This window comes from Prochlorococcus sp. MIT 1307, from assembly GCF_034092395.1.
Lineage (GTDB): Bacteria > Cyanobacteriota > Cyanobacteriia > PCC-6307 > Cyanobiaceae > AG-363-K07.
Genome location: NZ_CP139301.1, coordinates 814,999 through 840,329, shown reverse-complemented (window position 1 = coordinate 840,329; position 25,331 = coordinate 814,999). Strand labels below are relative to the sequence as shown.

The window sequence follows — 25,331 nt, the reverse complement described above, 5'->3', positions numbered from 1 at the left end:
AGGTTGAAGTCACGTTCTACGTAGGCGGTAAGAATTGGAAAGAGACCTATGTTGTGAGCAACCCTCAAGATCAAAAAAGGGCGGCGGAGTCAAGAAACCCCACCACCAAAGTTGTTGCCCTAAATCCGGTGTATTAACTATGGATTGGAATGCCGCGAGAGCACACTGCAAAGAGAAGGACTGGAAGTGGACGCTGGACTTGATAGATAAATACCAGAAAGAGATGGAAGAACTAAAGGGTGAGAATGTGAAACTCAAGCGGCAATTAGTCCTTCGCTCTCAACTAGGTAAGTGATGCTTGCTTCTATACGGCAACTGCATGACGCGACGATTGATAGGTATAGAAGGTTGGGTCTAAATAACTCCACGATTGCTTGGTTGCTCTTTGCAGAAGGAATATTTGTGGTTCTGGTAGGTAAAATAATCTTGGGTTTTATTCGTTAGTTTCCCTCCTTTTCTTTCCAGTCCTTAATCGGAAAGCAATTAAGTAACTGCTCTACAAACTGGTGCTCACTTTTTAAGTGAGTTTTGACCGAATGAAATTCTGAATAAGATGTTTCCTCTTCAACTCTCGTTTGAATTATTTTCTAATGCTTCTTCTTCTTTAAGCACCTTCTCTTGAATACTCAGTGACTCACTAAAACCTGAAGCAAGTATTCCTGTAGGGATTGCTATTGCACCAATACCCATAAGAGAAGTTGCCGATGCAATTGTTTTCCCAAGTGCTGTAATAGGAATTGAGTCGCCATATCCAACAGCACATACCGTTGTAATTGACCACCATAGACATCTGGGAATTGATCCTAATAACTCTGGTTGAATAGATGACTCGGCAAGATACATAAAGGTGCTACTAATTAGCAAGAGCAATATTGTATAAAAGGTTGAAATTTGTAGTTCTTGACTCTTTGATCGAAGGGCATAGTTGAAGTGAAATATACTTTGTTTAAATTTCTCACTTCTTCCAATCTTTAATATTCGAAGTAGGCGGATGACTCTTAAAATCTTTAACTCAGCGCGAACACCAATAAAGGATGGTACGATTGCAATGATATCTATAATTGCCATTGGCGAAATCATGTAACGCAAAACACCTTTCAATCCTTTGCCATATTTATCTTCAAGAGGTGCTACCCATAGGCGACAGATATATTCAATACAAAATAAGCCACCAATTATCCAATCTAATAGGTCTATCTGATCACCAAATCTATAATCTATTGAATTCTCAGTAACTATGACTGCAAAAAAGATCGAAATAAAAATAGTAACACCACATATTTTATTGAACAAAGAAGTTCTACCATCTGGTGTCTTGTTAATTATCTGTTCATAGATTCTCAGACGGAGTTCATTCATCACTTACTAAAGACTGAACAAGGATTCCTTTAGGTTAGGCAGATCTTGTTGGGTTTTCTTTTGATCGCTTGGTGACCATCACCAAGAACAGGCAATAGATCTACTGGTGTCCTTAGTTGCCACAGATGCCAACTCAGAAAAGAAGTGGAGGGGTTTCTATAACTCGTTATCAAGCGCTGAACTACAGGATGAGTGGGACGAGTACTGGGAGTTTTGAAAGGGGGTGGAAGCTGATATCAAAAACTGGGTGCAAGAGCAAATAGATAGAACGAGTCTTTAACTCTCATCTTCCTTTCACTTTAAAGGTCTAATTTGATAGTTCAATGCCGTCAATTGAATGTAAAACCTATTGCAGGGCATGTTGCAGGGTGTTTTTTTTTAAGGTCAGAAAGTTTGTCAATATCTGTTTATAGGAGACCATTCTGGTGTCAAATCGATGGATACCCTCTCCGCTTTTAACTTATCTGGATGGATCCACAGGCAGCTAAACACAAAGTATTTGCAGAAATGCCAAGAATTATACTTGGCATTATTATGAGAACTCATGCTTTCAGTGCCTACTTTGCAGTCCTTCTTATGTTTATAGGTAATACTTTTCAGAAGGATGACTAATCAAAGTAATACAAGCATAAATATGGACCAAGCAACTTAATGGGGCTTGCTTATCGATCTATTTTCATCTCCGAAAAACACCGTTCAATATTTACCTTTCTAGGTGATCTAGGCACTATAACATATTCTCAGGAGTCTCACTCTAAGTTTAAGATTAATTAGGGGACATTGCCATCTTTTCTGAAATTACAAACTTGATTGATTACACCAATAATTAATCTGTCTCCATTGGGATCTTTCCACTTTGAATCTTTGTTCGTGAACTCATTGAATTCGGTTGCCCCTACTGCAATATCTTTGAAGGAGTTCTCCGAACAATCTATATCCATTGTGTAAAGAATGTCTTGCGTAATTTCTGTACTGTTTTTGGGGATAAATTTACTGAACACTCTAATAGAACCATTTTGATTTTTGTGAACATTATTCTTGTCCCACAATTGCCGTCCATACTCACTTTTTGGTACCTCAACCCAACTATGGGACATAGGTAGAAGAGCATCTGTTCTTACTGGATAAAAAACAATTAAAAGGGCTAAAAAAAAAGATAAATATTTCTAATGAATTTTGGGGTCATTGCTGTAGAAATGGTGTTTTTGACCTCAAGCTTACTTAAGGAACTAAAGGAGACCAACCAAATACCATACTTTCCTTCTTCTGCGGTTTTCGATTATTTGGGTTTAGTGCTTTCTTCCGACCCTATCCCATTGTAATAAAATTGTATTGATTGCAGTGATTTTTGCTATGAGCCGAGTACTCGAATAAGAATAAGGTCATATTTTGAAGATTATGTAGTGGCAGAGACTAACGAAGATGCCGAAAACAAATTTGCACCAGATGATTTGAGTGCAGAAGAGGCGAGCGCAGAAGAGGCGAGCGCAGAAGAGGCGAGCGCAGAAGAGGCGAGCGCAGAAGAGGCGAACCCACTTGCTGAGAAAAAAGCTGCTGAAAAAAAGTATTTAGAAGATCTGCGCGCAAGCTATAAGAAGAAAGCCGCCGAAAGGAAAGCTGCAGAAGAGAAGAGAGAAGCTGAGAGGAAAGCTGCTGCTGAGAAGAAAGCCGCTGAAAGGAAAGCTGCAGAAGAGAGGAAAGAAGCTGAGAGGAAAGAAGCTGAGAGGAAAGAAGCTGAGAGGAAAGCTGCAGAAGAGAAGAAAGAAGCTGAGAGGAAAGCTGCAGAAGAGAAGAAAGAAGCTGAGAGGAAAGCTGCAGAAGAGAAGAAAGAAGCTGAGAGGAAAGCTGTAGAAGAGAAGAAAGAAGCTGAGAGGAAAGCTGCAGAAGAGAAGAAAGAAGCTGAGAGGAAAGCTGCAGAAGAGAAGAAAGAAGCTGAGAGGAAAGCTGTAGAAGAGAAGAAAGAAGCTGAGAGGAAAGCTGCAGAAGAGAAGAAAGAAGCTGAGAGGAAAGCTGCAGAAGAGAAGAAAGAAGCTGAGAGGAAAGCTGCAGAAGAGAAGAAAGAAGCTGAGAGGAAAGCTGCAGAAGAGAAGAAAGAAGCTGAGAGGAAAGCTGCAGAAGAGAAGAAAGAAGCTGAGAGGAAAGCTGCAGAAGAGAAGAAAGAAGCTGAGAGGAAAGCTGCAGAAGAGAAGAAAGAAGCTGAGAGGAAAGCTGCAGAAGAGAAGAAAGCCGCTGAAAGGAAAGCTGTAGAAGAGAAGAAAGAAGCTGAGAGGAAAGCTGCAGAAGAGAAGAAAGAAGCTGAGAGGAAAGCTGCAGAAGAGAAGAAAGCCGCTGAAAGGAAAGCTGTAGAAGAGAAGAAAGAAGCTGAGAGGAAAGCTGCAGAAGAGAAGAAAGAAGCTGAGAGGAAAGCTGCAGAAGAGAAGAAAGCCGCTGAAAGGAAAGCTGTAGAAGAGAAGAAAGAAGCTGAGAGGAAAGCTGCCGCTGAGAGAAAAGCTGCAGAAGAGAAGAGAGAAGCTGAAAGGAAAGCTGCCGCTGAGAGAAAAGAAGCTGAGAGGAAAGCTGCAGAAGAGAAGAGAGAAGCTGAAAGGAAAGCTGCCGCTGAGAGAAAAGAAGCTGAGAGGAAAGCTGCAGAAGAGAAGAAAGAAGCTGAAAGGAAAGCCGCTGAGAGGAAAGCCGCTGAGAGGAAAGCTGCAGAAGAGAAGAAAGAAGCTGAGAGGAAAGCTGCAGAAGAGAAGAAAGCCGCTGAGAGGAAAGCTGCAGAAGAGAAGAGAGAAGCTGAAAGGAAAGCTGCCGCTGAGAGAAAAGAAGCTGAGAGGAAAGCTGTAGAAGAGAAGAGAGAAGCTGAAAGGAAAGCCGCCGCTGAGAGAAAAGAAGCTGAGAGGAAAGCTGTAGAAGAGAAGAGAGAAGCTGAAAGGAAAGCCGCCGCTGAGAGAAAAGCTGCTGAGAGGAAAGCTGCAGAAGAGAAGAGAGAAGCTGAGAGGAAGGCTGCCTTTGAGAGGAAAGCTCTAGAAGAGAAGCAAGCTGCTCAGAGGAAAGCTGCCGCTGAGAGGAAAGCTGTAGAAGAGAAGAGAGAAGCTGAAAGGAAAGCCGCCGCTGAGAGAAAAGCTGCTGAGAGGAAAGCTGCAGAAGAGAAGAGAGAAGCTGAAAGGAAAGCCGCCGCTGAGAGAAAAGCTGCTGAGAGGAAAGCTGCAGAAGAGAAGAGAGAAGCTGAGAGGAAAGCCGCCGCTGAGAGGAAGGCTGCCTTTGAGAGGAAAGCTCTAGAAGAGAAGCAAGCTGCTCAGAGGAAAGCTGCTGAGAGGAAAGCTCTAGAAGAGAAGCAAGCTGCTCAGAGGAAAGCTGCCGCTGAGAGAAAAGCCGCTGAGAGGAAAGCTGTAGAAGAGAAGAGAGAAGCTGAAAGGAAAGCCGCCGCTGAGAGGAAGGCTGCCTTTGAGAGGAAAGCTCTAGAAGAGAAGCAAGCTGCTCAGAGGAAAGCTGCTGAGAGGAAAGCTCTAGAAGAGAAGCAAGCTGCTCAGAGGAAAGCTGCCGCTGAGAGAAAAGCCGCTGAGAGGAAAGCTGTAGAAGAGAAGAGAGAAGCTGAAAGGAAAGCCGCCGCTGAGAGGAAGGCTGCCTTTGAGAGGAAAGCTCTAGAAGAGAAGCAAGCTGCTCAGAGGAAAGCTGCTGAGAGGAAAGCTCTAGAAGAGAAGCAAGCTGCTCAGAGGAAAGCTGCCGCTGAGAGAAAAGCCGCTGAGAGGAAAGCTGTAGAAGAGAAGAGAGAAGCTGAAAGGAAAGCCGCCGCTGAGAGAAAAGCTGCTGAGAGGAAAGCTGCTGAGAGGAAAGCTGTAGAAGAGAAGAGAGAAGCTGAAAGGAAAGTTGTTGTGAAGAAGAAACCTTCTCAAAAGAGTCAAATAACCCTTAGTAAGTCATCAAAGGCTGTTTCTGAGCAGGCACGTCAGAAAGGAAATAAGTTGTTCACTATTTCTATATCAGTGAATACGGGGAAGATTGTTGGGTTTGTTTCTGTTGGAGTGCTTGCCTCAACTATCTTTCTGACTGCGTTGGCTTTCATTGTTCGCTAAGTGGAAGCTTGTTAGTAATACTTCTGTTTTTCTTAGATGTGGGCCTTATCTTTTGATGGAAATCCAATTTTGCACAAACTCGACCGACACTCTGCTAGTTCACATTTCATGCTGTAGGAGTTTAGAAGAGTCGATAGCTTACCTAGCTTAAATCTGAACTTGACTTTTATCTTTCGATAGCAAACTTTTCAACTTTGTCTTTCCAGGAAGCCAAATATAGCCATTAAGGTAAACTTATTTGCAATACTTTTTTAATAATTTGGTAGCATCTTTGTCGCCTAAATCTGCTGCTTTCTTCCAATCTTTACACGCACCTTTTAGATCTGCTGAAAGACGCTTAGCATATCCACGGATAATATAAGAATTGATATTGTTGGGATTGATTTCTAACGCCTTGTTTAGATCTTCTAAAGCATTGGTTATTTCATTAAGGAGGATTCTTGATATGCCACGATAATTATAAATATTGTCATCATCAGCATTGATTTCAAGAGCTTTGCTGTAATCCAATATTGCATCTTGATATTTACCTAATGAATCTTTAGCATTACCACGTTCTTCATAAGCTTCTACGTATTTAGGATCAAACTCTATTGCCTTGGTGTAATCACGTATTGCCTCTTCATATTCTTGATTATCATGCTTTACTTCGCCACTCTTAAACAAAACCTCTGCTGCTTTTTTCTGGTCAGCAGAAACAGTTTTTAGCTGACCCAACTTCTTTTTCATATAATCGAGTTCTTTTTTTTTCTTTTCAGAGGAACTTTTTATCTTATTTATATCAATCAACAACCCTCCAGTAACCAAAACAGCTGTTGATTTTATGATAATTGTTTTTTCTACGTTAAGAAGAGACAAACCAGTAGCAGTGGCAGTAGCAACTCCTAGAGCAATGGCGGTATTGCGGAGTTTCATTAAGAACGGCTTACTCCAACTATAAGGGTAGAGAGATTTCTAACTCTCTTCAAAAGAGCGTATTTATTAAGCCCCAAGTTGGTGGTTTTTAGGATAACCACCAACTTCAAGACCAGCAATGCCTTTTTATATAGATCATACTTGGCTCCTAAATCATTCCTGAATAGATGAATTCAAATATTTAGTAGTAGCAAGCACTTCTTGTAAAGCTCTTCTTCCATTGTGTTAAGTCACTGCAGCAGAAATGCTCTTCCTGTTGCTCCTGTCTTTCTCAATGCACTGATGGAAGACCTTGGACCCCTTTTTGATTTAGAAAAGCATTAATGCAATTGCATGAAGAGCCAGTTCTGCTAATTTCCTCTTTACTCCTGCAATTGAGCCTAAATAAGGCACTTTTGCCTACTGACGACCTGCTTTGGTTGTGTGTAGAACAAAATTGTCAGGGCACTACTCACAAAACAATCGGTCCTGACATCTAGAGAAAGGCACTCACCTTTCCCCATTAAAAGGGTGCCTTTCTTAATACCTACATAAGGTATTTACCACTATTAACCCTGCTGCTGGATAGTTAAGGTTATTTTAGGAGTTTAAGTACGATTAGCCTAGAAAGTAAGTCCTTGACTAAAAGGGGGTGAACGAAATCTCACTCCCTTCTTAAGGTTTTACTGAAGCCAAAGCAATCGACTACAAAGGAATAAAAGTACATCACTAATCTATGTCTTTATTTCCTTGCTTTGTCCCAGTTCATAGTAAAAAAATTATGTAGATAGAAGTTCGCAAACCATTTAAAAAAACGGGAAATACAAAGTGGCCTCCTAAAATTTCCTCAGCAAAGTCGCCTTACTTAATCATTTTGCGTAAGAGGAAATCAATGTTTGAGATTGGCCAATCATTGAGGTAAAAAGTGTTGATATTTATTCTGCCTCGCTTCTAAGTACTGTGTTTCATTTGCGTCGTTCTTTGGTAGAGACTCTAGTGATAATTATGTTGCCAATTACAAAAAAATTATGAAGCCATGGTTGGAGCAAAAATGAACCAAGCATTTGAAAAGTTCATCGATTGAAGTTTGGAAGGTCTGGTGGTTGATTCCTCTTGAGTCGTTTGTATTCAGCATGAAGGGCACCTAGCCTCCATGCTTGTTTCATTGTTTTTGCACCTTCCTCTAGAAGTTTGAGGTCCTCAATTGGAACAGTTCCTTTGAGCACCTTGTACTCTTCTCGCCATGCTGGACTATCTGATTCTTTCCAGTCGACTGTCATAAATTTGCCCCCGCCCGTAATCGATAGAAAGTTTTCTGACATCGCTCAACAATACCTTTGTAGCCAGCAGGAAAAGATTTTATCCAAGTTGGAATTTCCATATTTGCTGGAAAGCCTCCTGGAATATGGAAAAAAACTTGTTTGCTTTTCTTCAAAACTAAGTGAAGTGGGATACTTTCTGTTTTCATTCCGCCGTCATTCTCTACCTAGATACACTAGTGAGGACAGTGGAGGCCGTCAGATATCCGTCCAATAGTGAATCTATTAGTCGTTGCTTGTGCTTCAAGCACTATTATTAAAAATACTTTTATCGTTGTTTGCGGATCACGAACTTGGTTGAAATAAAAGGAATAGTAAGAGTATGAATTCCATAAGTACCTTATACATTTAAGAAAAGTGTTGGTCGATATTGATTTGCCCGATCAACACTTATATCACCTGATTTCTCTGGAAAATCTAGCAGGCAGGAATTTTGGAGTTTTGTTATAGTAACTAATATAATTATTCTTTCGATATCTTTTTTAAGCAATATATATTGGATTTTACATGTAATTTATGCTCAAAGTCTAGAACCGGTTTCAGGATTAATAGGACCAATTCTTTTTTTATGACCTCACTAGCTAAGTTTCTAAAATTTTTCGAGTATTTGTATTTATTTGGTAGTCTGATTACTTATTTTTCGCTGTCAATTCGAAGACTTAGAGATTTGGTTAAGTCTATATATTGGGTTGTAATATTGCTTATTCCAGTTTTAAACTTGATCCTAATACTTGCCTGGTTTACCAAGCCTCAATTAAATATTGCAATGTATTAGAAAACTTTCTATACGTTTTAAGGTTATTTACTTGCCTTTGCGCTCGGCTAATTTTTCATCTTCTTTGGCAATTTATTAAGCCTCGGATTAGATCAGGAACTTTAAAATCATTTTCAGGGACAGGCCTTATAGAAAAAGTATAAGTGCTTAGAGTTTTTTTGATCTCTGCTTATTGAATTGTTCCCATCTTTATCCTTTATTTTCTGCTACCTCTCAATGCGCGAAACCCCTTCACTCCATCTTTAGATGCAGGCTGATTTCGCTTAAACACTTGACGACCAGGCCAGGAGCGACTAGTACAGGTGTATTCATCTTTAATTCTATGTCTTGCGACGCAGGAAGAGGCAGTCTTGACGGATGGTTGATTAGTCCAGAGGGGGAGTGGTGTTATCGCTTTCATTGCGACCCCAAGGGTTGGCATCGCTATCCCTTTATCTTTGTCGACAAATGGACCGCAATGCCAGATGGCTCTCCATCGTTAATGAAAAAACGAAGCAAACTCCCTTTAGACGAAGCATTGGAGTTGTGCGGGAACATGCTTCTTGATGGATGGAAGAAGTTGGAAACTCAATTTGGAGATAGCAATGGATCTATGTTGTATGAGGATGCAGTGTGAGCTGTTGTTGTTAGGGCATTAGGACTTTGTGTTTTCACACAGTCACAAAATGTGTAAAAAGATCTAAGCGATTTGTCCCCAAACACTCGCTAGAAAGAAGGGAGATGCCGGTTGGGTCTCCCTTTTTTTGTACTTTGTGGCAAGGTGCAAAGAATTCAGTTATGTTCTCTCTGGAAATTCAATCAGAGTTAAAAAATGCTTCGTAAGCAAGAGAAAAATGCAGTAGCCAGGGGGTTGCTTCTTGGGGTTGGTTGGGGTTTGGGCTTAGATAGGTTTTATGAAGGTGACAAGAAAGGAGGAATTCTTTCTCTTATTGGTTGGGGAATTGTTTTTAACAGTTTCTTTTTCTTGAAGTGCTCTGGAGTTGAATACGTTAATGGAGTCAAGGATTACTCTAATTACAGCCCTAATCCATTGATTGTTCTTCCATTAATTGCAGGAGCTTATGGTGGATATTTGATAATCCGTAAGGCATTTAACTTGGCAAGACAATTTGAAAATGCTCAGGATTAATAGAAATCATGGAATTCGTAAGAATTTCTTTTGAAAATAAGCAATAACCTTATTTAGGTTTTTGAAATGAGCGCCCTTTATGAGGGCGTTTTTTTTATGTCTTGCTAGTAATTGATTGTAGGCTTTAAGAGTGAGGCAATAGGTCATGGATGATGCTTTTGCAAGGGAAGTCACTCTTCGCTCGCTTTTGAAATCAAAAGGATATGAATTTGATAAGGAAAATCAGTGGTGGGTTAGAGAGTGGACTACTAATGGAGGGCAGGAAAAGGTTTTAGAGGTCTGTATAAAAACAGATGAAGGTGAATGGAACAAATTGATGATGACTCCTGATGGTTTTGTCTTCTCTGCTGAAGCAATCAGTAAAGGTGTTGAATGAAGAAATTTAAAATCGTTCTTTTTGGCGCTGGCATGAGTGGTGGATAAATTTGAAATTTCTTTGAATGATTTAGAAAGACAAGAGACGGCTTTGGAGAATTGCCCAAAAGCAGAAGAAACTTTTATCAAAATGGTTATAGGATTTCTTAAACGGGCGAATCTTTGCTGAACTTTTAATTGCTCAGAGAATTAGAACCAGAGGATTGGAGCATGAAAATGATACAGCTCTTTTCAGGAGTGACCGGAAAGAGCATCTCAGTCATAGCCCAAGAAACCAAGTCATAGTACATGCGTACTGAAATCGTTTTTATTGTTGTTGGCTTTAGCTATGAACAATTCTGCGTTAGTAGATTGAATTCATTGCCTGCTGAGTGCTGGTGCTATCTTTTTAAATGTAATCGAGGTCTCCTTTCGTTCCACTAGAAAGGTGCTTTATAGAACTGCAAGCAGTCTTGCTTGCAAAGATTAGTCAGGAGCACTCAATCCTCTCTGGATAAAGCGATTTTCTAGCAAGAACATCGAAAACTTATTGATCTAGTTCTTCTGTATTACGAACTTATAGCGCTCTAGCTTTATCCATTTAGCCTTGACTATAGAGAATACCTAGACTCTTTATATTAGTTGGCTGGCTAAATCTCTTGATTGCAGAACCCCAAAACTTATAGGGTTCAAACTTAACCATTCGTCGCTGGATAAGTGCGGCGAGCATTGGCTTATTGTTTGACGCTCTTAGGCCGGTGATTGAATCTTCCATGGAAGGTGACTTCATAATCCAAATAGATGTCCTGAGCAATATTGCTATAAAAAATCGGTAGATAAGTGGCACAAGAACCATGCCTTGGTAAGAAAATTGAGCAATAGCAGCACTGTTCTGGTGAAAATATTCTTTAAAGCTCCTAGTGCAAAGATGAATATTTATTCTTAGTATTTTTTGACAACAACTTTGGTATCAGATTTATCCAGATTATTTAAGTTATGGCTAATGGATACTAAATTAATCTAAATCCCTAAAAGTAAATATATGAACTATGTTCATTTGACTCCGCTATCTACAGGAGCAAAGCAATTTATTCATAATTCACTATTACTCTTGAGGCAGATGATTTCCTTTCGAGTATTAAAATTTAATAGTTTACTTTATAGAAGGTTTAAAGTGATTAATAAAGGTAAACCAATAATAAATAAATATACATTACACATATGCCAATCAACCTATAAGCTCAGATCATGGGTTACTTACGAAATTCATTCGTTATTATCAAGAAATATAATTGAAAACTTTAGTCAAGCTCAACCCTTAGATTCTGATTATTTAAGGATAATTGTACCCAGAGGAATAAGAAGATTGAAATCTATTTCGATCAATATAGAATTGTTCTGCTCAGATAAACTTGGAGGGGTTAATGTTATTAAAAAGAAGGCGATTCTTTCAGGTAAAAAAATTAATTATTTTCGCAATATTAATTTTTTTGACCTCCCTGTCAAAAACAAAATAAAAAGTCTTGCCATTAATAGCGAAGGAGCAGAGGTTTGTTTTCAAAATATAAAATTCAAAGAAAATTCAGCATCCAATACAGTCTTTATTGTATTAGATGCTGTTGATTACAAATCTTTTTTGAGCTCACAAGCTTACCAGGAAAATCTTTCAAAATGTGAACATGTGCTAGCTAAAGCTTATTCCCCTTCAAGTGTCACTGGCTCAGCATTACCTTCACTTTTAACAATGCAACCAGTATTAGTACATCAATTAGGAGATTATAAAGAATGGTTCTTTTCACCTAATCTTGAATGCCTATCAAAAAAGATTCCTACACTTGCAGAAAATTTAAGCTACCACGTAGATTATTTACAAGCATTTACTTCTTTTTCGAAGACATTACCATTTTACTCTTATCATAGGGGCTTCTCTTCTTACGATTGTCGATGTGCGGGTAATAACTTTTCTCCTTCAGCCCTAGATATTTTGAACATGGATATACAAGACTCTTATGGATTCTTTAGCGAACTAAACTCTTTCTTCTTCTTTGTGCATGATATTGGCGCTCATCCGCCTATTCAACCTAGATTTGAATTGACTAAAGATGTAGATTATATAAATAACTCCTATCCATATACTTTGAACCTCTCCCTAAGAAAAGTCACCTCTCTAATCGATTGCTTATCATCTACAGGAAAAATAGATAATACAAATATTATAATTACATCTGATCACACAGAAAATGCTCCAGGCTTTTCAAAGAATCGATACCATCTCACATCGAAGAGAACCACTGTTCCAGTTTATTTTAGACCTTCTAAGTCTAATAATAATAATGATCAAATATCTAAATTAAATCAAAATACAGACTTACACCTTCCATCTACTGCAATTCTTACTGAGATTTTTAATAGTATCTATCCTTTAAAATTAAAGCACCCTGAGTTTAGCTTTATAGGCATAAATTGGCTTTCAAGTGTATTCGATTATCCTGATAGAGAGAACATTTATAATCTAGCCTATGATGATACCAGCAATCAACACTTAATATTTAAGACATCAATTTCAATTTTTGAACTGAACAAAATAAATGTTAGTAATGATTTTACTCTTTACCTTCTCAGAGGAAGTAATAGAGAAAAAATAGCCCTTGACTCTGATTTATTTAAAAGAGTTAAAGAGAGCTTTCTTCTCTATTTGTGTCATTGCAAAGATAACGACTCTTCACCTGTACTCCAAAAGGAATTAGAATTTATTTGACTGACTTTAGCTTTAATTGATTAAATACCTCTAATATTATGATTTGGAATTGCGTTAATTTTATTAGAAATAAGAGAAATTTATCTCTTTGTATATAAATATAATCAACAAACATAACTTTAAAATGTGCTAGAATAAAGAAAAATGATGCATGCCAGCTCCTAGACTTATTTGTACCCTTGGACCCAGTTGTGATACACCTGAAATATTAATCTCTTTGAAAAAAGCTGGAGTAGATGTATTTAGAGTAAATATGTCTCATGCTGATTTGGATGAGTTAAAAAGATATATAGATATTGCAAAATCTAATAATATTAAAATTGGAATTGATACAGAAGGTGCTCAAATTAGAACAAAAATAACTGATAAGAAAGCAATATATATTGAGAAGGGTCAGAGATTAAAAATCTATAAAAGAAATAAAAACTTAGTCAATTCTAGCGCTCTATCATTATACCCAGAATCAGTAAATCATTTACTTAAGGAGACCATGCTAATCAGGTTGGATTTTAATGGTGCTTTAATACTCTTAGAAAATATAACAAATGATTATTTTGATTGTAGATGTGTTAGCCCTGGATTAATTGCAAATAATAAAGGAGTTGATATTATCAATCAAGAATTAGACTTGCCAGATTTTACTGAGAAAGATCTCAAGGCTTTGAAAATTGGCCATGAGAATAAGATAGAAGAAATATTTATTTCTTTCTGCAAGTCTAAGCAGGCAGTTTTAAGAGCAAAGTCAATAATTCCCAATGCTTATATAACAAGCAAAATTGAAAGCAAACTAAGTATAAATAATCTTCCTGAAATATTACAATATTCAGATTGTATTTTAGTTGACCGTGGTGATTTAACTCGAGAAATCAATATTATGGACATACCCTTTGCCCAAAGGGGGATCATAAAAATGGCAATGAATACTTGTACTCCTTGTTATGTAGCTACAAATGTCTTAGAAAGCTTAATTGAAGGATCTTTGCCAACTAGAGCAGAACTTAATGATATTGTAGGGACAATGGAAATGGGTGCAACCGGAATAGTTTTAGCAGCTGAAACAGCAATAGGGAAAAAACCTGTACTTTGTGCTGAAATAGTCAGTGAGTTAATTCATCGATTATATATGCATCAAAATGGATTACTTTTTGCTGACCTTGATAGGAACGAGATAACTGATCAGGATATGAGAGTCTGGCTAAATAGAATAACTATAAATCATGGTGATAATATGTCATAAATAACAAAAGATATATATTTATCGATTAGAATTAATTACCCTAATGATTATAAACATAGAAATGGAACTCAATCCTTGCAAAAAATTGTATTTGAATAATATGTTTATGCTAATTTTACTTGGATAGGCATATCTAAAAAAAATTATACAATTAGTGTACTCTTAGGTATTAATTTTTTTGATATAGTTAGAAGTCAAATCTTAAGAACATGAATATATCAATATTATATTCATGTTTTGCAAATTATCACTTCCATCCTAACAATTGTCGCATTTACATATTTAGGAAATTTTCTTGTGATTATTTTCGATTCTTTCGCTTGGATTGTCATTGAAATACCAAAGACCATTGTCATTAACATCCTAAAGCTCCATCTAGGGGGCTTTACCCAAAATTTGAGGAATATACGTGAAATCTTTTCGGGTAAATTACTAATTAACCATACTTTGTATGAGCGCTTGGAACGGCTTACATATTGAATAAGGAATGGGTATTTAAATCCACAATTAATAAGAGATTTCTCCCATTCACAAAACCTAATTTCACCCTCACCATTTTGCCTTCTGGTTAGCTTCTGGTCGATATAATTATTTTCTTTAAGCCATTGGGAAGAATACTCTGCATCTAAGAGAAGGTTTAATTGCCTATCCGACACATTGCTATCGTGGATCCTGTCAAGACCAAGCAGGATTCCATTTGGACGCAAGACTCTTTTCGTTTCGGTAATTACTTTTGACAATGATGGACAATGATGAAAGCCATTTACTTCAATAGCAATATCTATTGAGTTGTCTTCAAGCGAAGTCTGGTCAGCAGAGCAAGTATGCGTGACTGCTTGATAGGAGTCTCCTAAAATACTCTTCGTTAGCCTTGTAGCTGTTTCATGGTATTCCCCAACTATATCAATAAAATGTATTGTTCCTGAACGACCAAGAAGACTCGCCAGAGCGATACCAAAAATGCCAGAACCACTACAAAGGTCTACAATATTAAACTTGTGATTGTGGCCATATTGTGACTCTAGATAGCCTCGTAACTGACGATTATTAATTACGTCGGAAAGAAAGTTTTTTACAGAAGAGAAATCTTTAAAATTAGTACCTTTTGCGACAACAGTATCAATATTAACTGCTAAATTCAGCAGGGATGAATGAGCTACTCTATTGTAATCTATCATTTTGATTTGATTTTTATAAACAGATCATAACCTCCTTTCCTTGAGAAATCCAATCAATATATCAATCGTAAATATTTTTATATAATCTATCTATTGAAGAATATAAATACACTTTAACTCATACTACTTAGGACTATCACATTTCATAACTTCTATTCTTACGCTGACTTTCGCTTGTACAGCACACTTGTTCTACGACTCAATAATTGAAAAGAATCAATAGCAAAGCCAGACTCTAATAATAGATTTGTAACCTCTGCCACAGTATTATCTTTTTTTTCACCCCTTTCGGGCCCTAAATCTGCAGCTATGTATTCGATATTCTTCAGATAGGTTTTAGCTCCTTTGATAACTTCAGGCTCACAACCTTGAGCTTCAAGTTTTAAAAGTTTTATTGGCATATTTTTTAGACCTACTTCTATTAATAAATCCTCCAAATTTATGCACTCAACTTCATAGCTAATCGAACTATTTGAAGGCTTAATCAGAGAGGAGTCTGCCCCATGCGGTGAATAGTAAAATAGAGAACGCCCACTGCTTTCCGACAATGCTTTATTACTAGAAATAGAAGATATCTTTGAAGCATTTAATCGTAAATTACGAGTTAGAGTTTTAAATTCAAATGTTCCTGGCTCGACTGATAAATATTTTAGTTGCTGGTCTAACTCATTTAAATAGAGCCAGAAGTCACCAAAGTTAGCACCACAATCAACAATTAAATCATTATCATTTAAATCGATTTTGTTTATCCCATAAGCCCTGGCAAGATCAGCTCCTCTTTGTCTTAGTCCACCAGCATAAAGCCATCCTCTAATCCGATTCGATGCAGGGAATGACCATTTAATATTAGGCCCTTTATTGAATTCAGTAATTTCAAAATAATCTACTTTAGATTTAACCTGAAGACTTTTTTTACCAAAGATTTTGGAGTCGCAATTATATAAAAAAGCGAAAATTCGCTTAGGCACTAACTCATTGTCAATTAGATCTCGCACTTGTTTCCTTACTTTGCGCAGAAATGGTTTTATTGATGGAGGTATCATCATGATTTTTCTTGTTTTTAGTAAGAACAAAGAGAATAACTACCTATTCTCAATTTAATTAGGTAGAGATGCGTAGAATTAAGGCCTAATTCATACCAAGTGTGACATTGGCTGACCAGAAATCTTGACTCTTTGTGTTTTAAGCCTAAGTAAAGGCTCTCTGGGCAAGGATTCATTCAAATGTCTTAGTAAAAAGTCCTTAATTTTGCTTGATCATTTAATAGAATAAAAGATTTTGTTTACTTCATCCCGATTCAACTGCTAAATCAGGTCCCATTGGTTTTGAGGCAAAATTATTGCAATGTTTTACGTATCTCCACCTTTCACGAATCAAGCAGAAACTAACCTCAGATCTAACTTGACAATATTGCAGAAATAGGCATTATTAATGCTTGGAAACACAAGCAACTTATTTGATTCAAGGCTTCTTTTTGCTTGTAAGTGAAGTCAATAAGGCAGGCTGGTCAACTGATATTCAGCTAGCTCTTTCAAAACTCTAACAAGCTATTTTTCTTCAATCTTGAGTTTGGGCTATTTGAGTACCACAAATTTTTTAATACTCGAGTAATGTTTTCTTGTTGGTAAATTCATCCATGGGTAAAAAATCAAAGAAATGCTCATCCAATAACAAGAGGAGGCTCCTATGGTATTCCTTTAGTGTGGCTGGTCTAGGCGCCAGAGGCCTGTCTGCAATTGCGCTTGTGGCTATTGCAACTATGCTTTGTTCAATCAAGAAGGAATCAAAAGTTTTCACTGAATGCGTTGCAGAGGTTAGAGATAGTGGAACAAGTGTTTCTAAAGCAGTGAGCTTCTGCAATGGAGGAGATCCTTTGTAAGTGACAGTTTTACCGACAGACCTATCCATTCATGGTTGCTGCAAATTTCTTATTAGCTTAAGAACACCGAATATCAAAAACCAGTGCTGGGTTGCAGGGGGAGAGAGAGTCCCCCTGCAACCCTCCTCATTTATGACAAGACTTAGATTAAGCAACTTGTTCACCTTGCATTAGGCTTCTGTTTGTAGTCGCTTTTCTTCAAAGCACCATTGCTTTTTGAATGATGGCTCAATAAAAGCTTATAGGGTAATTAAATATTTAGAGCTTGTTAGCAATATTTTTGGACTGGAACTTCCTATGTGAATATAATGAGTTTGTTACTAAAGGAGTTAAGCTATGTCTGAATCTATAACAGTACGGGTGAAAAAATGGATTAAAAGCGTAATGGGAGGAATGGGCGGTGCTGTTGTATCAGAGAAAAGTAAAACTGTCCCCCCTAATATTGGAGATCAACCATACAAAGATATACCTAAGAAAGGTGTTTTGTGAAACAGCTTCTAGCATCTCCTTAATTGTAAAATTATAATTCATCTTTGTAGGATAAATAGACCAACTAAGTTATTAGCTTTCAAGAGAAGTAGTTTGTTTTACTCTTTCGAAAACGTATAAGTATTCCGTCATTTATTCCTTACTCTCGCATTATCATTTCTCCTTGCTGCATTGTTTTTGTGCTTCTTCTGATTATTGTTATCAATAAAAGGCTCCATTCCTTCTCTGCTGACCTATGAAAAATCCTCCAAAAAGACTGAGCTACCTAAAAAAAGTAAACAATGCCGATCTCTATCCCAACCAGTATCAAAAGGGCTGCCAGGTAAAGGGTTGCTTGATTTCTAGTCATGCTCAATAGCATCATGTGCGGGATGCAATAAAAGATAAACCCAAACCAAACCCATTATTAAAGCCAAGAAAGTTCGGATTGAGTCAAAGCTCGTATCAATCATCTATATGCTCTTAACTGCTTTAACTATATGCTCTCTTAGGACACTTCGTCATATCCCGCGGTAAAAGGCGATTTCTTCATGCCGTGCCTTTTGAATAGAGAGTCTTTCTTGAACTTGTTTTTTACTTCACATGGTGCATTACAAGTAAAGTCAACCTTTGTTGGATGTGAGTGTGATCGGTTTATAACGACTATGAGCCTTTCTATAAATGGCAGAAGGATTATATTAACCCTTCTGAGAAAGAACAATAATCTTAAAAAAAATATTTTGATTTCATTGTGCAATTCTTGATTAGTTAAAGGTTGAATAGATATCAAACTAGTTTAGAGTAGAATGCAAATGCATAGAAAAATACGAAAAATATTTATTCAGATTTACTTACCCAGAACTGATACATAGCACGAAATGTATTTGGATAAATGTTTTCAAACTTACCCCAGTTATGTAAATCTGTCTGACTCTTATCCTTGCAGTACTCATTAAGATATTGCTGTTTGACTTCTTGACCTAAAACAAAACCTAGGAAATCCAATTTATTTTCCTTAAGAATATCATTTATTTGATCCATGGAATATCGATGCTCTTTCACATGGAAGCAAAGGTCCCTACACATAGAAGTAGTAAAGAAATCATACCATTTGTGAAGATTTTCTATTTCTGGGAAATCACCATTTATTAAATCTTTTCTAAATTGTCGAATTCCTTGATGGCTGGAGGCATAATTATTTTTTGATATTACTTTACGAGCTTTAATTACATCTGATCTGGCTAAATTACTATATAAGCCCAACTTTATAAAGCCATTCTTTTCTAGAACCTTAACTAAAGAAGCAAGTCCTTCTTCCGGAGACTTCATATGATGTAGAACACCACAGCATTCAATTAAGTCAAATCTCTCATTTAATTTACTTAACTCTAGAATGTCCATCTGAAAGAACCTTATATTATTCATTCCATACTCAAGAACCTTTCGTTGAGCATAGGCAATGCTTGCCTTGCTGAGATCAATAGCTGTTAATTCAGCATTTTGGTATCTGTCTGCATCGAAAATCTGTTGACCAGTCCCACAACCTGCAATTAACACACGGGGAGGCCGACTTGGTTGAGGGCATGATATTCTATTTGGCCTTATTTCATTATTAACTGCAGATTCGATAGTTAACTTATTTTCATTTAAATGTGAGGTATAGCGCCATCTTGGATAAGGGTTTTCTTCATATTGTAATTTTACCTTTTTGGAGGTTGAATCATTTATAGAGCTAAAACTTTTTATGGAACTAGCTATCCTCTTTTCATTATTAGGCTCTTCTAACTGCAAAGAAATTAATTTATTAAAGCTTGTTTCCCTTGACGAATAATTGCGCAATGATGGGATTCTTTCAATTATTTCATTTATTGGGTAATAACATGATATTAAGGCTATAGTGAACTCATCTATTCTTTCATTAAGACAATTAGTCTCTAGGATTTCAACTGCTTTTATTTCTTCTTGCTCTTTATTGAAAATATATTCATTTAAAAAACATTGCTCTGCGAGTGAGATTGTAAATTCGATTAAGCTTTTGTTGATTTGAATACTCTTATTAATCGCTCCAATGGAGATATCTCTTCTGATCTTTGTTAGGGCGGTTTCCCAACTTAATGAATGGAATACCAACAGACGCAAACCATGAATGATTTCTTCGTCTTTTATGAGCTCTTTGAATTCTTTTAGCGTAAGGCAGCTTTCCTGGCTTTTCGCAATTACCTTTAAGTTTTTTTGAGGCACAAGGCTGTTTAATGTGCTGAATAACTCAACATGGCTAATGTCAGTCCTAGGAAGTAATCTTTTTAGGATAAGTCTTCTTTCATTTATGGATATACTTTGGAGATTAGACTCTTTTAATATAGAATTAAGCAAAAGAAATGGAGCTTGTTTCTCGGGAGAAATATAAGTTTCTTTTCTGGCAAATTTGAATGCCTCTTCCAGTTGACCAAGTTCTTTAAGTATTGCTCCTAGGTTCATATGTGCATCTGCAATACTAGGATTAATGAATATTGCCTTCCTAGTGACTTCCTCAGCTTCTTCTAGCCTTCCTTGGTCTTGTAAAATATTACCTAGGTTTAAATAAGCATCAGCAAGATTTGGTTTTATCTTGATAGCTTCTCTTGTTGTTGTTTCAGCTTCTTCTAGCTTTCCACTTTCTTTAAGTATTAGGCCTAGATTCAAAAAGGCATCTACGAAGTCTGGCTTGAGAGTTATAGCTAAACGCATTTTATTTTCTGCTTCTAATAGTTCTCCTTTTGCCTTTAATATCAACCCTAGAGTTGAATAAGAATTTGCAAGTTTGGGCTGTAAAGTAATGGCTTTTTGGATAGTCTTTTCTGCTTCTTTTATTCTTCCTAAGGATAAGTATAGGTAAGCTAAATTAGATAATGCGAATGAATGATCAGGAAATAATGAGATACATTTTTCGTATAGGGAGAGAGCCTTACCAATTCGATCAGTATCTTGACAAATTAGAGCATAATTAGATAGTACATCGGGATCATTTATTCCTTTGTGGATAAATTCCTTGTAGCCCTTTTCTGCTGAGATAATATCACCAGAGAGATGTTTTTTTATAGCTGCTTCTCTCACCATTTCTGGCGACATAAATGGATAGCCTTTGGATTTCTTGTTCCTGATAGACTTTTTCTTTGAGCCAAAGCCAGCCAAAATCAAATGTTGAATTCTTATATGATCATATAACCAAGTTAGTTGCTTGCTTCTTAATACAGAACAGTAAGAAATAATTTGGGCATAATATGCTTACGCACATAGTTTTAACTTACTAGCCTTATCTTTATAGCGCTATCGAGTCTCTTTACATTATTCCTCAAAGATGTATCTCATCTACTTTTATATATTGGAATTTACTTCTAGCCTTTTAACTATTGCATTGATTTTTGATCCATTTAGTGGCTCTATCAACACCTAATGCTTGGGCTTTAATCCAGTCGGAACAAGCGCCTTTCATATCTAATAATTTCTCCCTACTGATGCCTCTATTTAGATACGCATTCTTATGCTCTGAATTCCTCTTTATTGCTTTTGTATAATCAATAATTGCTCCTCTGTAATCTTCAAGGTTATACTTTGTTGATCCAAGATTGTAATAAACGTCCTTATATTTAGGGTCTAGCTGAATTACTTTTTTGTAGTCTTTTAATGCCCCTTTATAGTCTTTTAGCTTATCACTTACATAAGCACGATTGTAGTATGCCTTTAAATATTTGGGATTGATTTTAATAGCTTGGCTATAGTCATCAAATGATGATTGATAATCTTTTAACAGGCTTTTAGCATTCCCACGGTTATAAAAGGCGTCGGCATAATTTGGATTAATTTTTATGGCTTCACTATAGTCATTTACTGATGATTTGTATTCTTTTAAATAGCTTTTAGCCTTACCACGGTTGTAAAATGCATCGGCATCTGTAGGAGTTATTTCAATAGCCTTATTATAATCTTCAATAGCTCCCTTCTTGTCGCCAGTCTTAGCCTTGTCGTATGCACGGTTGTAATAAGCCTCAGCAGATCTTGGATTGATTTCTATAGCTTTGTTGTAATCAGATATTGCATCATCGTAATTCCCCTTATTTGCCTTTTCAATACCACGCTCTATGTAGAATTTAGCTTTTTGTGCTTTGGCTATTGGTGGTTTAATGAAATAGGAACTTGTAGCTAATGCTGATAGGCATACTAAAGCTAGTGTTCGAGTAATTAAATTAGGCTTTAGATTTGTAGAATAAGGCTTTCTTTTAATAGACATGATTTATAGGCATTTATTGTTGATGCTAGATAAGATAGTTTCCTGCTTGCTGTTTGGCATTAGATTATGTGAATCTATAGTCACTTAAGTCTATCTGCTAATTTCTTGATATCAAAGCACCTTAATAAATGCTCATCTTGTAAATATCCTTCTACTTAAATTAAAACAACGATCTTCCTTTCCAGGTCCAACCTTTTCCAGTCATAGTTTTCACTACTGAGGCTGGACCAATACAACCAATAATTATTCCTCCTATTCCCATTAAATACCAGTATTTCGTAGGAAAGTTAAACTTTATTTCGCACCATTTTCGGATTGCAAGTTGACCTGATATCGAAGTTATTGACATGATTAGTGAAGTAAAATAAAGCCCATTAATACTGCTATTTAATATTGCTTTTATTGCCACTATTGGAAACATAATCCAAGGAATTGAAAACATCCAAAATACTATTAGCGAAGCTAGTAGTGCTTTCGTAATATTTCGATCAAGACCTAAAAACCAGTTTTTCGACCAGCCTTCCCACAGATTACTTAGATTGGAATACATTCTGATATCTAGTGCATCTAACCCAAGTAAAAAGCTTAATTTGTATCCTGAACTCTTTATAAGGCGAGCAAGAGCAATGTCTTCTACTACTTCTCCAGCAACTTTACTATGACCTCCGATGGCGTTATAAGCCTCTTGTCTGAAAAGCATAAAAGGTCCAGCTGCAAATGCTTCTAAACTATCTGGATTATTTGTTTTAGAGATAGGGAACCCTATAGCTAAAAGACAAGCAATTATTGGCTGAACCATCCACTCGGCCATACAGCTACAAGTAATTCTAGGGGCCAAGCTAAGAAGGTCGCATTTTCCTTTTATAGCTTGCTCTAAAGCTCGTTTTAATGTGTCATTGGCGAGCTCAACATCTGCATCTAAGAATAGTAACCATGTACTTTTGCTTTGCTTAATAGCACGAGAACAGGGCCAGTTTTTTCCTACCCAACGCTCATTTGTTGGCCTCGGGCCAGCTTTTATGATTTCAAGTTTTTTCTTTGGAATGTCAAGCTTTCTTTGTATGTTTTTTACGATCTCTACAGTCTTATCAGTGCTGCCATCATCAACAATTAAAATATTCCATGTTTCGCAGGGATTTATATTCTTGAGAAGGCTTAGCAAACAAGAATTAATTCTAGATTCCTCATTGAATGTAGGAACTATTATAGTTAGAGAGGTAGTCAATAATTTCTCTCCCATGGTTTGATTTAAGCTAGGAGCCTTCCTGAATACGAGTCTAAGATTAGCAAATAAAATATATATACCTATAGTAGATACTGTAGAGATAATTGTGAGCAGAAATGACTCGTCCACTTGGTAAAAGAAAGTATTGTTATCTACATTACATTAAAATTATTTCGTGTATTGATTGAAAAGTCATTTGTGACTTGACTCAATTAGCCTAGATATTCATGCTTTATAGAAGTCTATATATTAGGACGATTTGTGGAATATTCGATTTCTGATTGGCGACTTACCAAAATGGATCTGTGCTGAACTCAACCTTTAGTGTTGTTGAATCGGTCGATTCAACACTATTTATACAAGCGCGAATAACTTTTCCATTTACTTCAATTTCGCATGCACCACAGCTTCCCTTTAGGCAACCTGTGGGAATATTAATACCAGCTTGATTTGCACTGATTAGCCAATCAGAGCCTTCAGAAACCATTGAAGATTTCCCATTGGGCCATTCTATTTCTATATCTAACATCTTTATGATTGAATGAAAGGAGTGAGATCAACATGCGCCTGAAATATATCAGCTAGCAAATTTATTAGACTCTCTTTTCTTTCGGAGTGATTATGTACATTAAGAGGTAGTTCATTTAGTCCCTTTTGCTTTCTAATTTGATTTAACCACAACCTTCGCCATCTCCCATTGTCGAAAATCCCATGTAGGTAGGTTCCCACGATCCTGGCTTGATTGTTCTGTTTGACAACCCAACCAAGATTAGGCTCGTTCTTAATTAGAGGAACTATGTCATCGCTCGCTTGTATGACTTGACTACTCCCATGATGTAATTCAAAGCCTTCTATTGATATTGACTCTGGCCACTTTGCAATAACTGCTCGCTTTTTCACGGATTTGTTGGATAAAAATACTGTCTGGATTGGTAAAAGATTTAGCCCAGAAAATAAACTTGAAGTTTTAACTTCTTTATTTTCTATGCCATGAGGGTCATCCAGACTTCTTCCCATCATTTGCATTCCACCACAAATCCCAAAAATGTTTCCACCTTCTTTGGCATAAGATTTGATTTGCCTGCTCAACCCGCTTTTATTTAATTTATCTAAATCACTCAATGTTTGTTTACTTCCAGGAAGAATTACTGCATCAATTTGTCCAAGAAGATCTCCAGGTTCTACCCATTGCAATTGTACAGTTGGCTCTGCTTCTAATGGGTCTAAATCAGAAAAGTTGCTAAGTGATGGAAGTTTGATTACTGCGATTTGAATCTCAGCCTTACTTTTCTTGGCTTTCCTTTCTAGTAAATCTAATGAATCTTCAGGTGGAAAAATCTCTTGAATCCAAGGCATAACTCCAATGACTGGGATTCCAGTTTTTTCTTCAAGCCAAAGCCGACCGTCATCAAAAAGTGAGCTATCTCCTCTAAAGCGATTGATTAATATTCCTTTTATTAACTCTCTTTCTTCTTTATTCATTAGTGAAAGAGTTCCTATTAATTGAGCAAAAACACCGCCTCGCTCTATATCTGCAACTAACAGGCAGCGGGCCCCTAGAAATTTCGCAAGTTTTAAATTAGTTAAATCTCTATGTTTTAGGTTTATTTCTACTGGACTTCCAGCTCCTTCTAGAATAAGTCTTCCTCCTTCATATTTATTGTTTAGCTCTTTTAGTCCTTTCTGGATAGCTACCCAACCAGGGTTAAACCATTTTTTGTAGTAGGTCCTTGCCTTGGCTATTCCAACACTTCTCCCAAGGTGAATTACCTCACTAGTGCAGTCACCTTTTGGCTTTAGAAGTATTGGATTCATCTCACAAGTCGGCTCAATTCCCGCTGCCCAAGCTTGTAGTGCTTGGGAGTAGGCCATTTCTCCACCATTGTTATCAACCCATGCGTTATTGCTCATGTTTTGCCCTTTGAAAGGCAAAGGTTGCTCTCCTTGACGAAGTAGGATTCTGCAGATTGCTGCAGCCATAAGTGATTTGCCTGCACCACTTGAGGTCCCAAGAACCATCCAAGGGATTGGATCAGGATTGGAGATCATCGCAATGGCCATTGGCGATGTAAATAGTTGCTTATTTGCTCTAAAAAGTCAGCTTTTTGATTTGGCAGATCTGGAGTTTGTTCCAAAACCTGTCGGCCAAGAGGTGTTAGCCGGATACTGGAAGTTAGACCTTGCCCATCAACCTCTCTTCGTAAGATTCCAATTGTTATCAACCATCGAAAAGCACTTTCTACTGAACTTGAATGTTTAAACCATTTTGATCCGTTTACTTGGTATTTGTTTCTTTGCAGAAACACATTTTCTGCATTGAGCCCATGTTTTTGCACTTCTTTATAAAACTTGGAGTTCAGAGGGAGGCATCGAAATGCCTTATTAGTTCGTTTGATAATGAGATTATCAATTAATTCCATCTAGATTTAAACGTAGA

General features: G+C 36.9%; 23 protein-coding genes. 9 read left to right on the top strand and 14 right to left on the bottom strand.

The annotated features are described in order from the left end of the window. The first annotated feature begins 34 nt into the window (after nt 1-34). The gene (locus SOI82_RS04350; protein WP_320668145.1) at nt 35-295 is read left to right on the top strand and encodes a hypothetical protein; all 261 of its coding nucleotides are present in this window, start codon (nt 35-37) and stop codon (nt 293-295) included. Nucleotides 296-564: 269 nt separating this feature from the next. Here the strand turns inward: SOI82_RS04350 and SOI82_RS04345 are convergent, their stop codons facing one another. Both SOI82_RS04345 and SOI82_RS04340 read right to left on the bottom strand, forming a co-directional pair. Next, nucleotides 565-1,359 (bottom strand): ion transporter, encoded by a 795-nt coding sequence (locus SOI82_RS04345; protein WP_320668144.1) that lies wholly within the window; start codon nt 1,357-1,359, stop codon nt 565-567. Between the two features lie 770 nt (nt 1,360-2,129). After that, the gene (locus SOI82_RS04340) at nt 2,130-2,456 is read right to left on the bottom strand and encodes a hypothetical protein (RefSeq protein ID WP_320668143.1); all 327 of its coding nucleotides are present in this window, start codon (nt 2,454-2,456) and stop codon (nt 2,130-2,132) included. 306 nt (nt 2,457-2,762) lie between these two features. Between SOI82_RS04340 and SOI82_RS04335 the strand changes: the two genes are divergently transcribed. Beyond that, on the top strand, nt 2,763-5,411 hold the full coding sequence (locus SOI82_RS04335; RefSeq protein ID WP_320668142.1) for a hypothetical protein: 2,649 nt from the start codon (nt 2,763-2,765) through the stop codon (nt 5,409-5,411). A 234-nt stretch (nt 5,412-5,645) separates the two neighbouring features. Here the strand turns inward: SOI82_RS04335 and SOI82_RS04330 are convergent, their stop codons facing one another. The 3 genes from SOI82_RS04330 to SOI82_RS04320 form a co-directional block, all read right to left on the bottom strand. Beyond that, nucleotides 5,646-6,326 (bottom strand): tetratricopeptide repeat protein, encoded by a 681-nt coding sequence (locus SOI82_RS04330; RefSeq protein WP_320668141.1) that lies wholly within the window; start codon nt 6,324-6,326, stop codon nt 5,646-5,648. A gap of 1,052 nt (nt 6,327-7,378) precedes the next feature. Next, on the bottom strand, nt 7,379-7,585 hold the full coding sequence (locus SOI82_RS04325) for a hypothetical protein (protein ID WP_320668140.1): 207 nt from the start codon (nt 7,583-7,585) through the stop codon (nt 7,379-7,381). Continuing rightward, complete coding sequence (locus SOI82_RS04320) at nt 7,582-7,773, bottom strand: hypothetical protein (RefSeq protein ID WP_320668139.1); 192 nt, start codon at nt 7,771-7,773, stop codon at nt 7,582-7,584. The genes SOI82_RS04325 and SOI82_RS04320 overlap by 4 nt, the downstream gene beginning before the upstream one ends. Before the next feature lie 419 nt (nt 7,774-8,192). Here SOI82_RS04320 and SOI82_RS10525 point away from each other — a divergent pair, with 419 nt between their 5' ends. The 6 genes from SOI82_RS10525 to SOI82_RS04295 all read left to right on the top strand — a co-directional run bounded on the left by SOI82_RS10525 (nt 8,193) and on the right by SOI82_RS04295 (nt 13,877). Continuing rightward, nucleotides 8,193-8,399: a DUF805 domain-containing protein gene (locus SOI82_RS10525; protein WP_414153523.1), complete on the top strand. Its 207-nt coding sequence runs from the start codon at nt 8,193-8,195 to the stop codon at nt 8,397-8,399. A gap of 271 nt (nt 8,400-8,670) precedes the next feature. Further along, complete coding sequence (locus tag SOI82_RS04315) at nt 8,671-9,015, top strand: DUF1651 domain-containing protein (RefSeq protein WP_320668138.1); 345 nt, start codon at nt 8,671-8,673, stop codon at nt 9,013-9,015. Between the two features lie 195 nt (nt 9,016-9,210). Further along, nucleotides 9,211-9,528 carry a hypothetical protein gene (locus tag SOI82_RS04310; protein WP_320668137.1) on the top strand — a complete coding sequence of 106 codons (318 nt, stop codon included), beginning with the start codon at nt 9,211-9,213 and terminating at the stop codon, nt 9,526-9,528. 145 nt (nt 9,529-9,673) lie between these two features. Continuing rightward, nucleotides 9,674-9,904, top strand: a complete 231-nt coding sequence (locus SOI82_RS04305; protein ID WP_320668136.1) for a hypothetical protein — start codon at nt 9,674-9,676, stop codon at nt 9,902-9,904. Between the two features lie 1,020 nt (nt 9,905-10,924). Beyond that, nucleotides 10,925-12,640, top strand: a complete 1,716-nt coding sequence (locus tag SOI82_RS04300; protein ID WP_320668135.1) for a hypothetical protein — start codon at nt 10,925-10,927, stop codon at nt 12,638-12,640. Nucleotides 12,641-12,791: 151 nt separating this feature from the next. Further along, nucleotides 12,792-13,877 carry a pyruvate kinase gene (locus tag SOI82_RS04295; RefSeq protein ID WP_320668134.1) on the top strand — a complete coding sequence of 362 codons (1,086 nt, stop codon included), beginning with the start codon at nt 12,792-12,794 and terminating at the stop codon, nt 13,875-13,877. Between the two features lie 230 nt (nt 13,878-14,107). Here SOI82_RS04295 and SOI82_RS04290 read toward each other — a convergent pair whose 3' ends face one another. The 3 genes from SOI82_RS04290 to SOI82_RS04280 form a co-directional block, all read right to left on the bottom strand. Then, nucleotides 14,108-15,055: a class I SAM-dependent methyltransferase gene (locus SOI82_RS04290; protein WP_320668133.1), complete on the bottom strand. Its 948-nt coding sequence runs from the start codon at nt 15,053-15,055 to the stop codon at nt 14,108-14,110. Between the two features lie 158 nt (nt 15,056-15,213). Next, entirely contained in the window at nt 15,214-16,101 is an 888-nt protein-coding gene (locus SOI82_RS04285) for an FkbM family methyltransferase (protein ID WP_320668132.1), read from the bottom strand. 550 nt (nt 16,102-16,651) lie between these two features. After that, entirely contained in the window at nt 16,652-16,963 is a 312-nt protein-coding gene (locus SOI82_RS04280) for a hypothetical protein (protein WP_320668131.1), read from the bottom strand. 307 nt (nt 16,964-17,270) lie between these two features. Between SOI82_RS04280 and SOI82_RS04275 the strand changes: the two genes are divergently transcribed. Continuing rightward, nucleotides 17,271-17,423 carry a hypothetical protein gene (locus SOI82_RS04275; protein WP_320668130.1) on the top strand — a complete coding sequence of 51 codons (153 nt, stop codon included), beginning with the start codon at nt 17,271-17,273 and terminating at the stop codon, nt 17,421-17,423. Between the two features lie 816 nt (nt 17,424-18,239). Here SOI82_RS04275 and SOI82_RS04270 read toward each other — a convergent pair. The 6 genes from SOI82_RS04270 to SOI82_RS04245 all read right to left on the bottom strand — a co-directional run bounded on the left by SOI82_RS04270 (nt 18,240) and on the right by SOI82_RS04245 (nt 25,314). Continuing rightward, nucleotides 18,240-20,510, bottom strand: coding sequence for a tetratricopeptide repeat protein (locus SOI82_RS04270; protein ID WP_320668129.1), 2,271 nt, complete (start codon nt 20,508-20,510; stop codon nt 18,240-18,242). Nucleotides 20,511-20,784: 274 nt separating this feature from the next. Beyond that, complete coding sequence (locus SOI82_RS04265) at nt 20,785-21,669, bottom strand: tetratricopeptide repeat protein (RefSeq protein ID WP_320668128.1); 885 nt, start codon at nt 21,667-21,669, stop codon at nt 20,785-20,787. Between the two features lie 160 nt (nt 21,670-21,829). After that, entirely contained in the window at nt 21,830-22,909 is a 1,080-nt protein-coding gene (locus SOI82_RS04260) for a glycosyltransferase family 2 protein (protein WP_320668127.1), read from the bottom strand. Between the two features lie 274 nt (nt 22,910-23,183). Further along, nucleotides 23,184-23,381 (bottom strand): 2Fe-2S iron-sulfur cluster-binding protein, encoded by a 198-nt coding sequence (locus SOI82_RS04255; protein WP_320668126.1) that lies wholly within the window; start codon nt 23,379-23,381, stop codon nt 23,184-23,186. A gap of 44 nt (nt 23,382-23,425) precedes the next feature. Next, nucleotides 23,426-24,955, bottom strand: a complete 1,530-nt coding sequence (locus tag SOI82_RS04250; RefSeq protein ID WP_320668125.1) for a cobyric acid synthase — start codon at nt 24,953-24,955, stop codon at nt 23,426-23,428. Continuing rightward, nucleotides 24,940-25,314, bottom strand: a complete 375-nt coding sequence (locus SOI82_RS04245; RefSeq protein WP_320668124.1) for an Npun_F0494 family protein — start codon at nt 25,312-25,314, stop codon at nt 24,940-24,942. Before SOI82_RS04245 ends, SOI82_RS04250 begins: the two co-directional genes overlap by 16 nt. Nucleotides 25,315-25,331 lie beyond the last annotated feature (17 nt).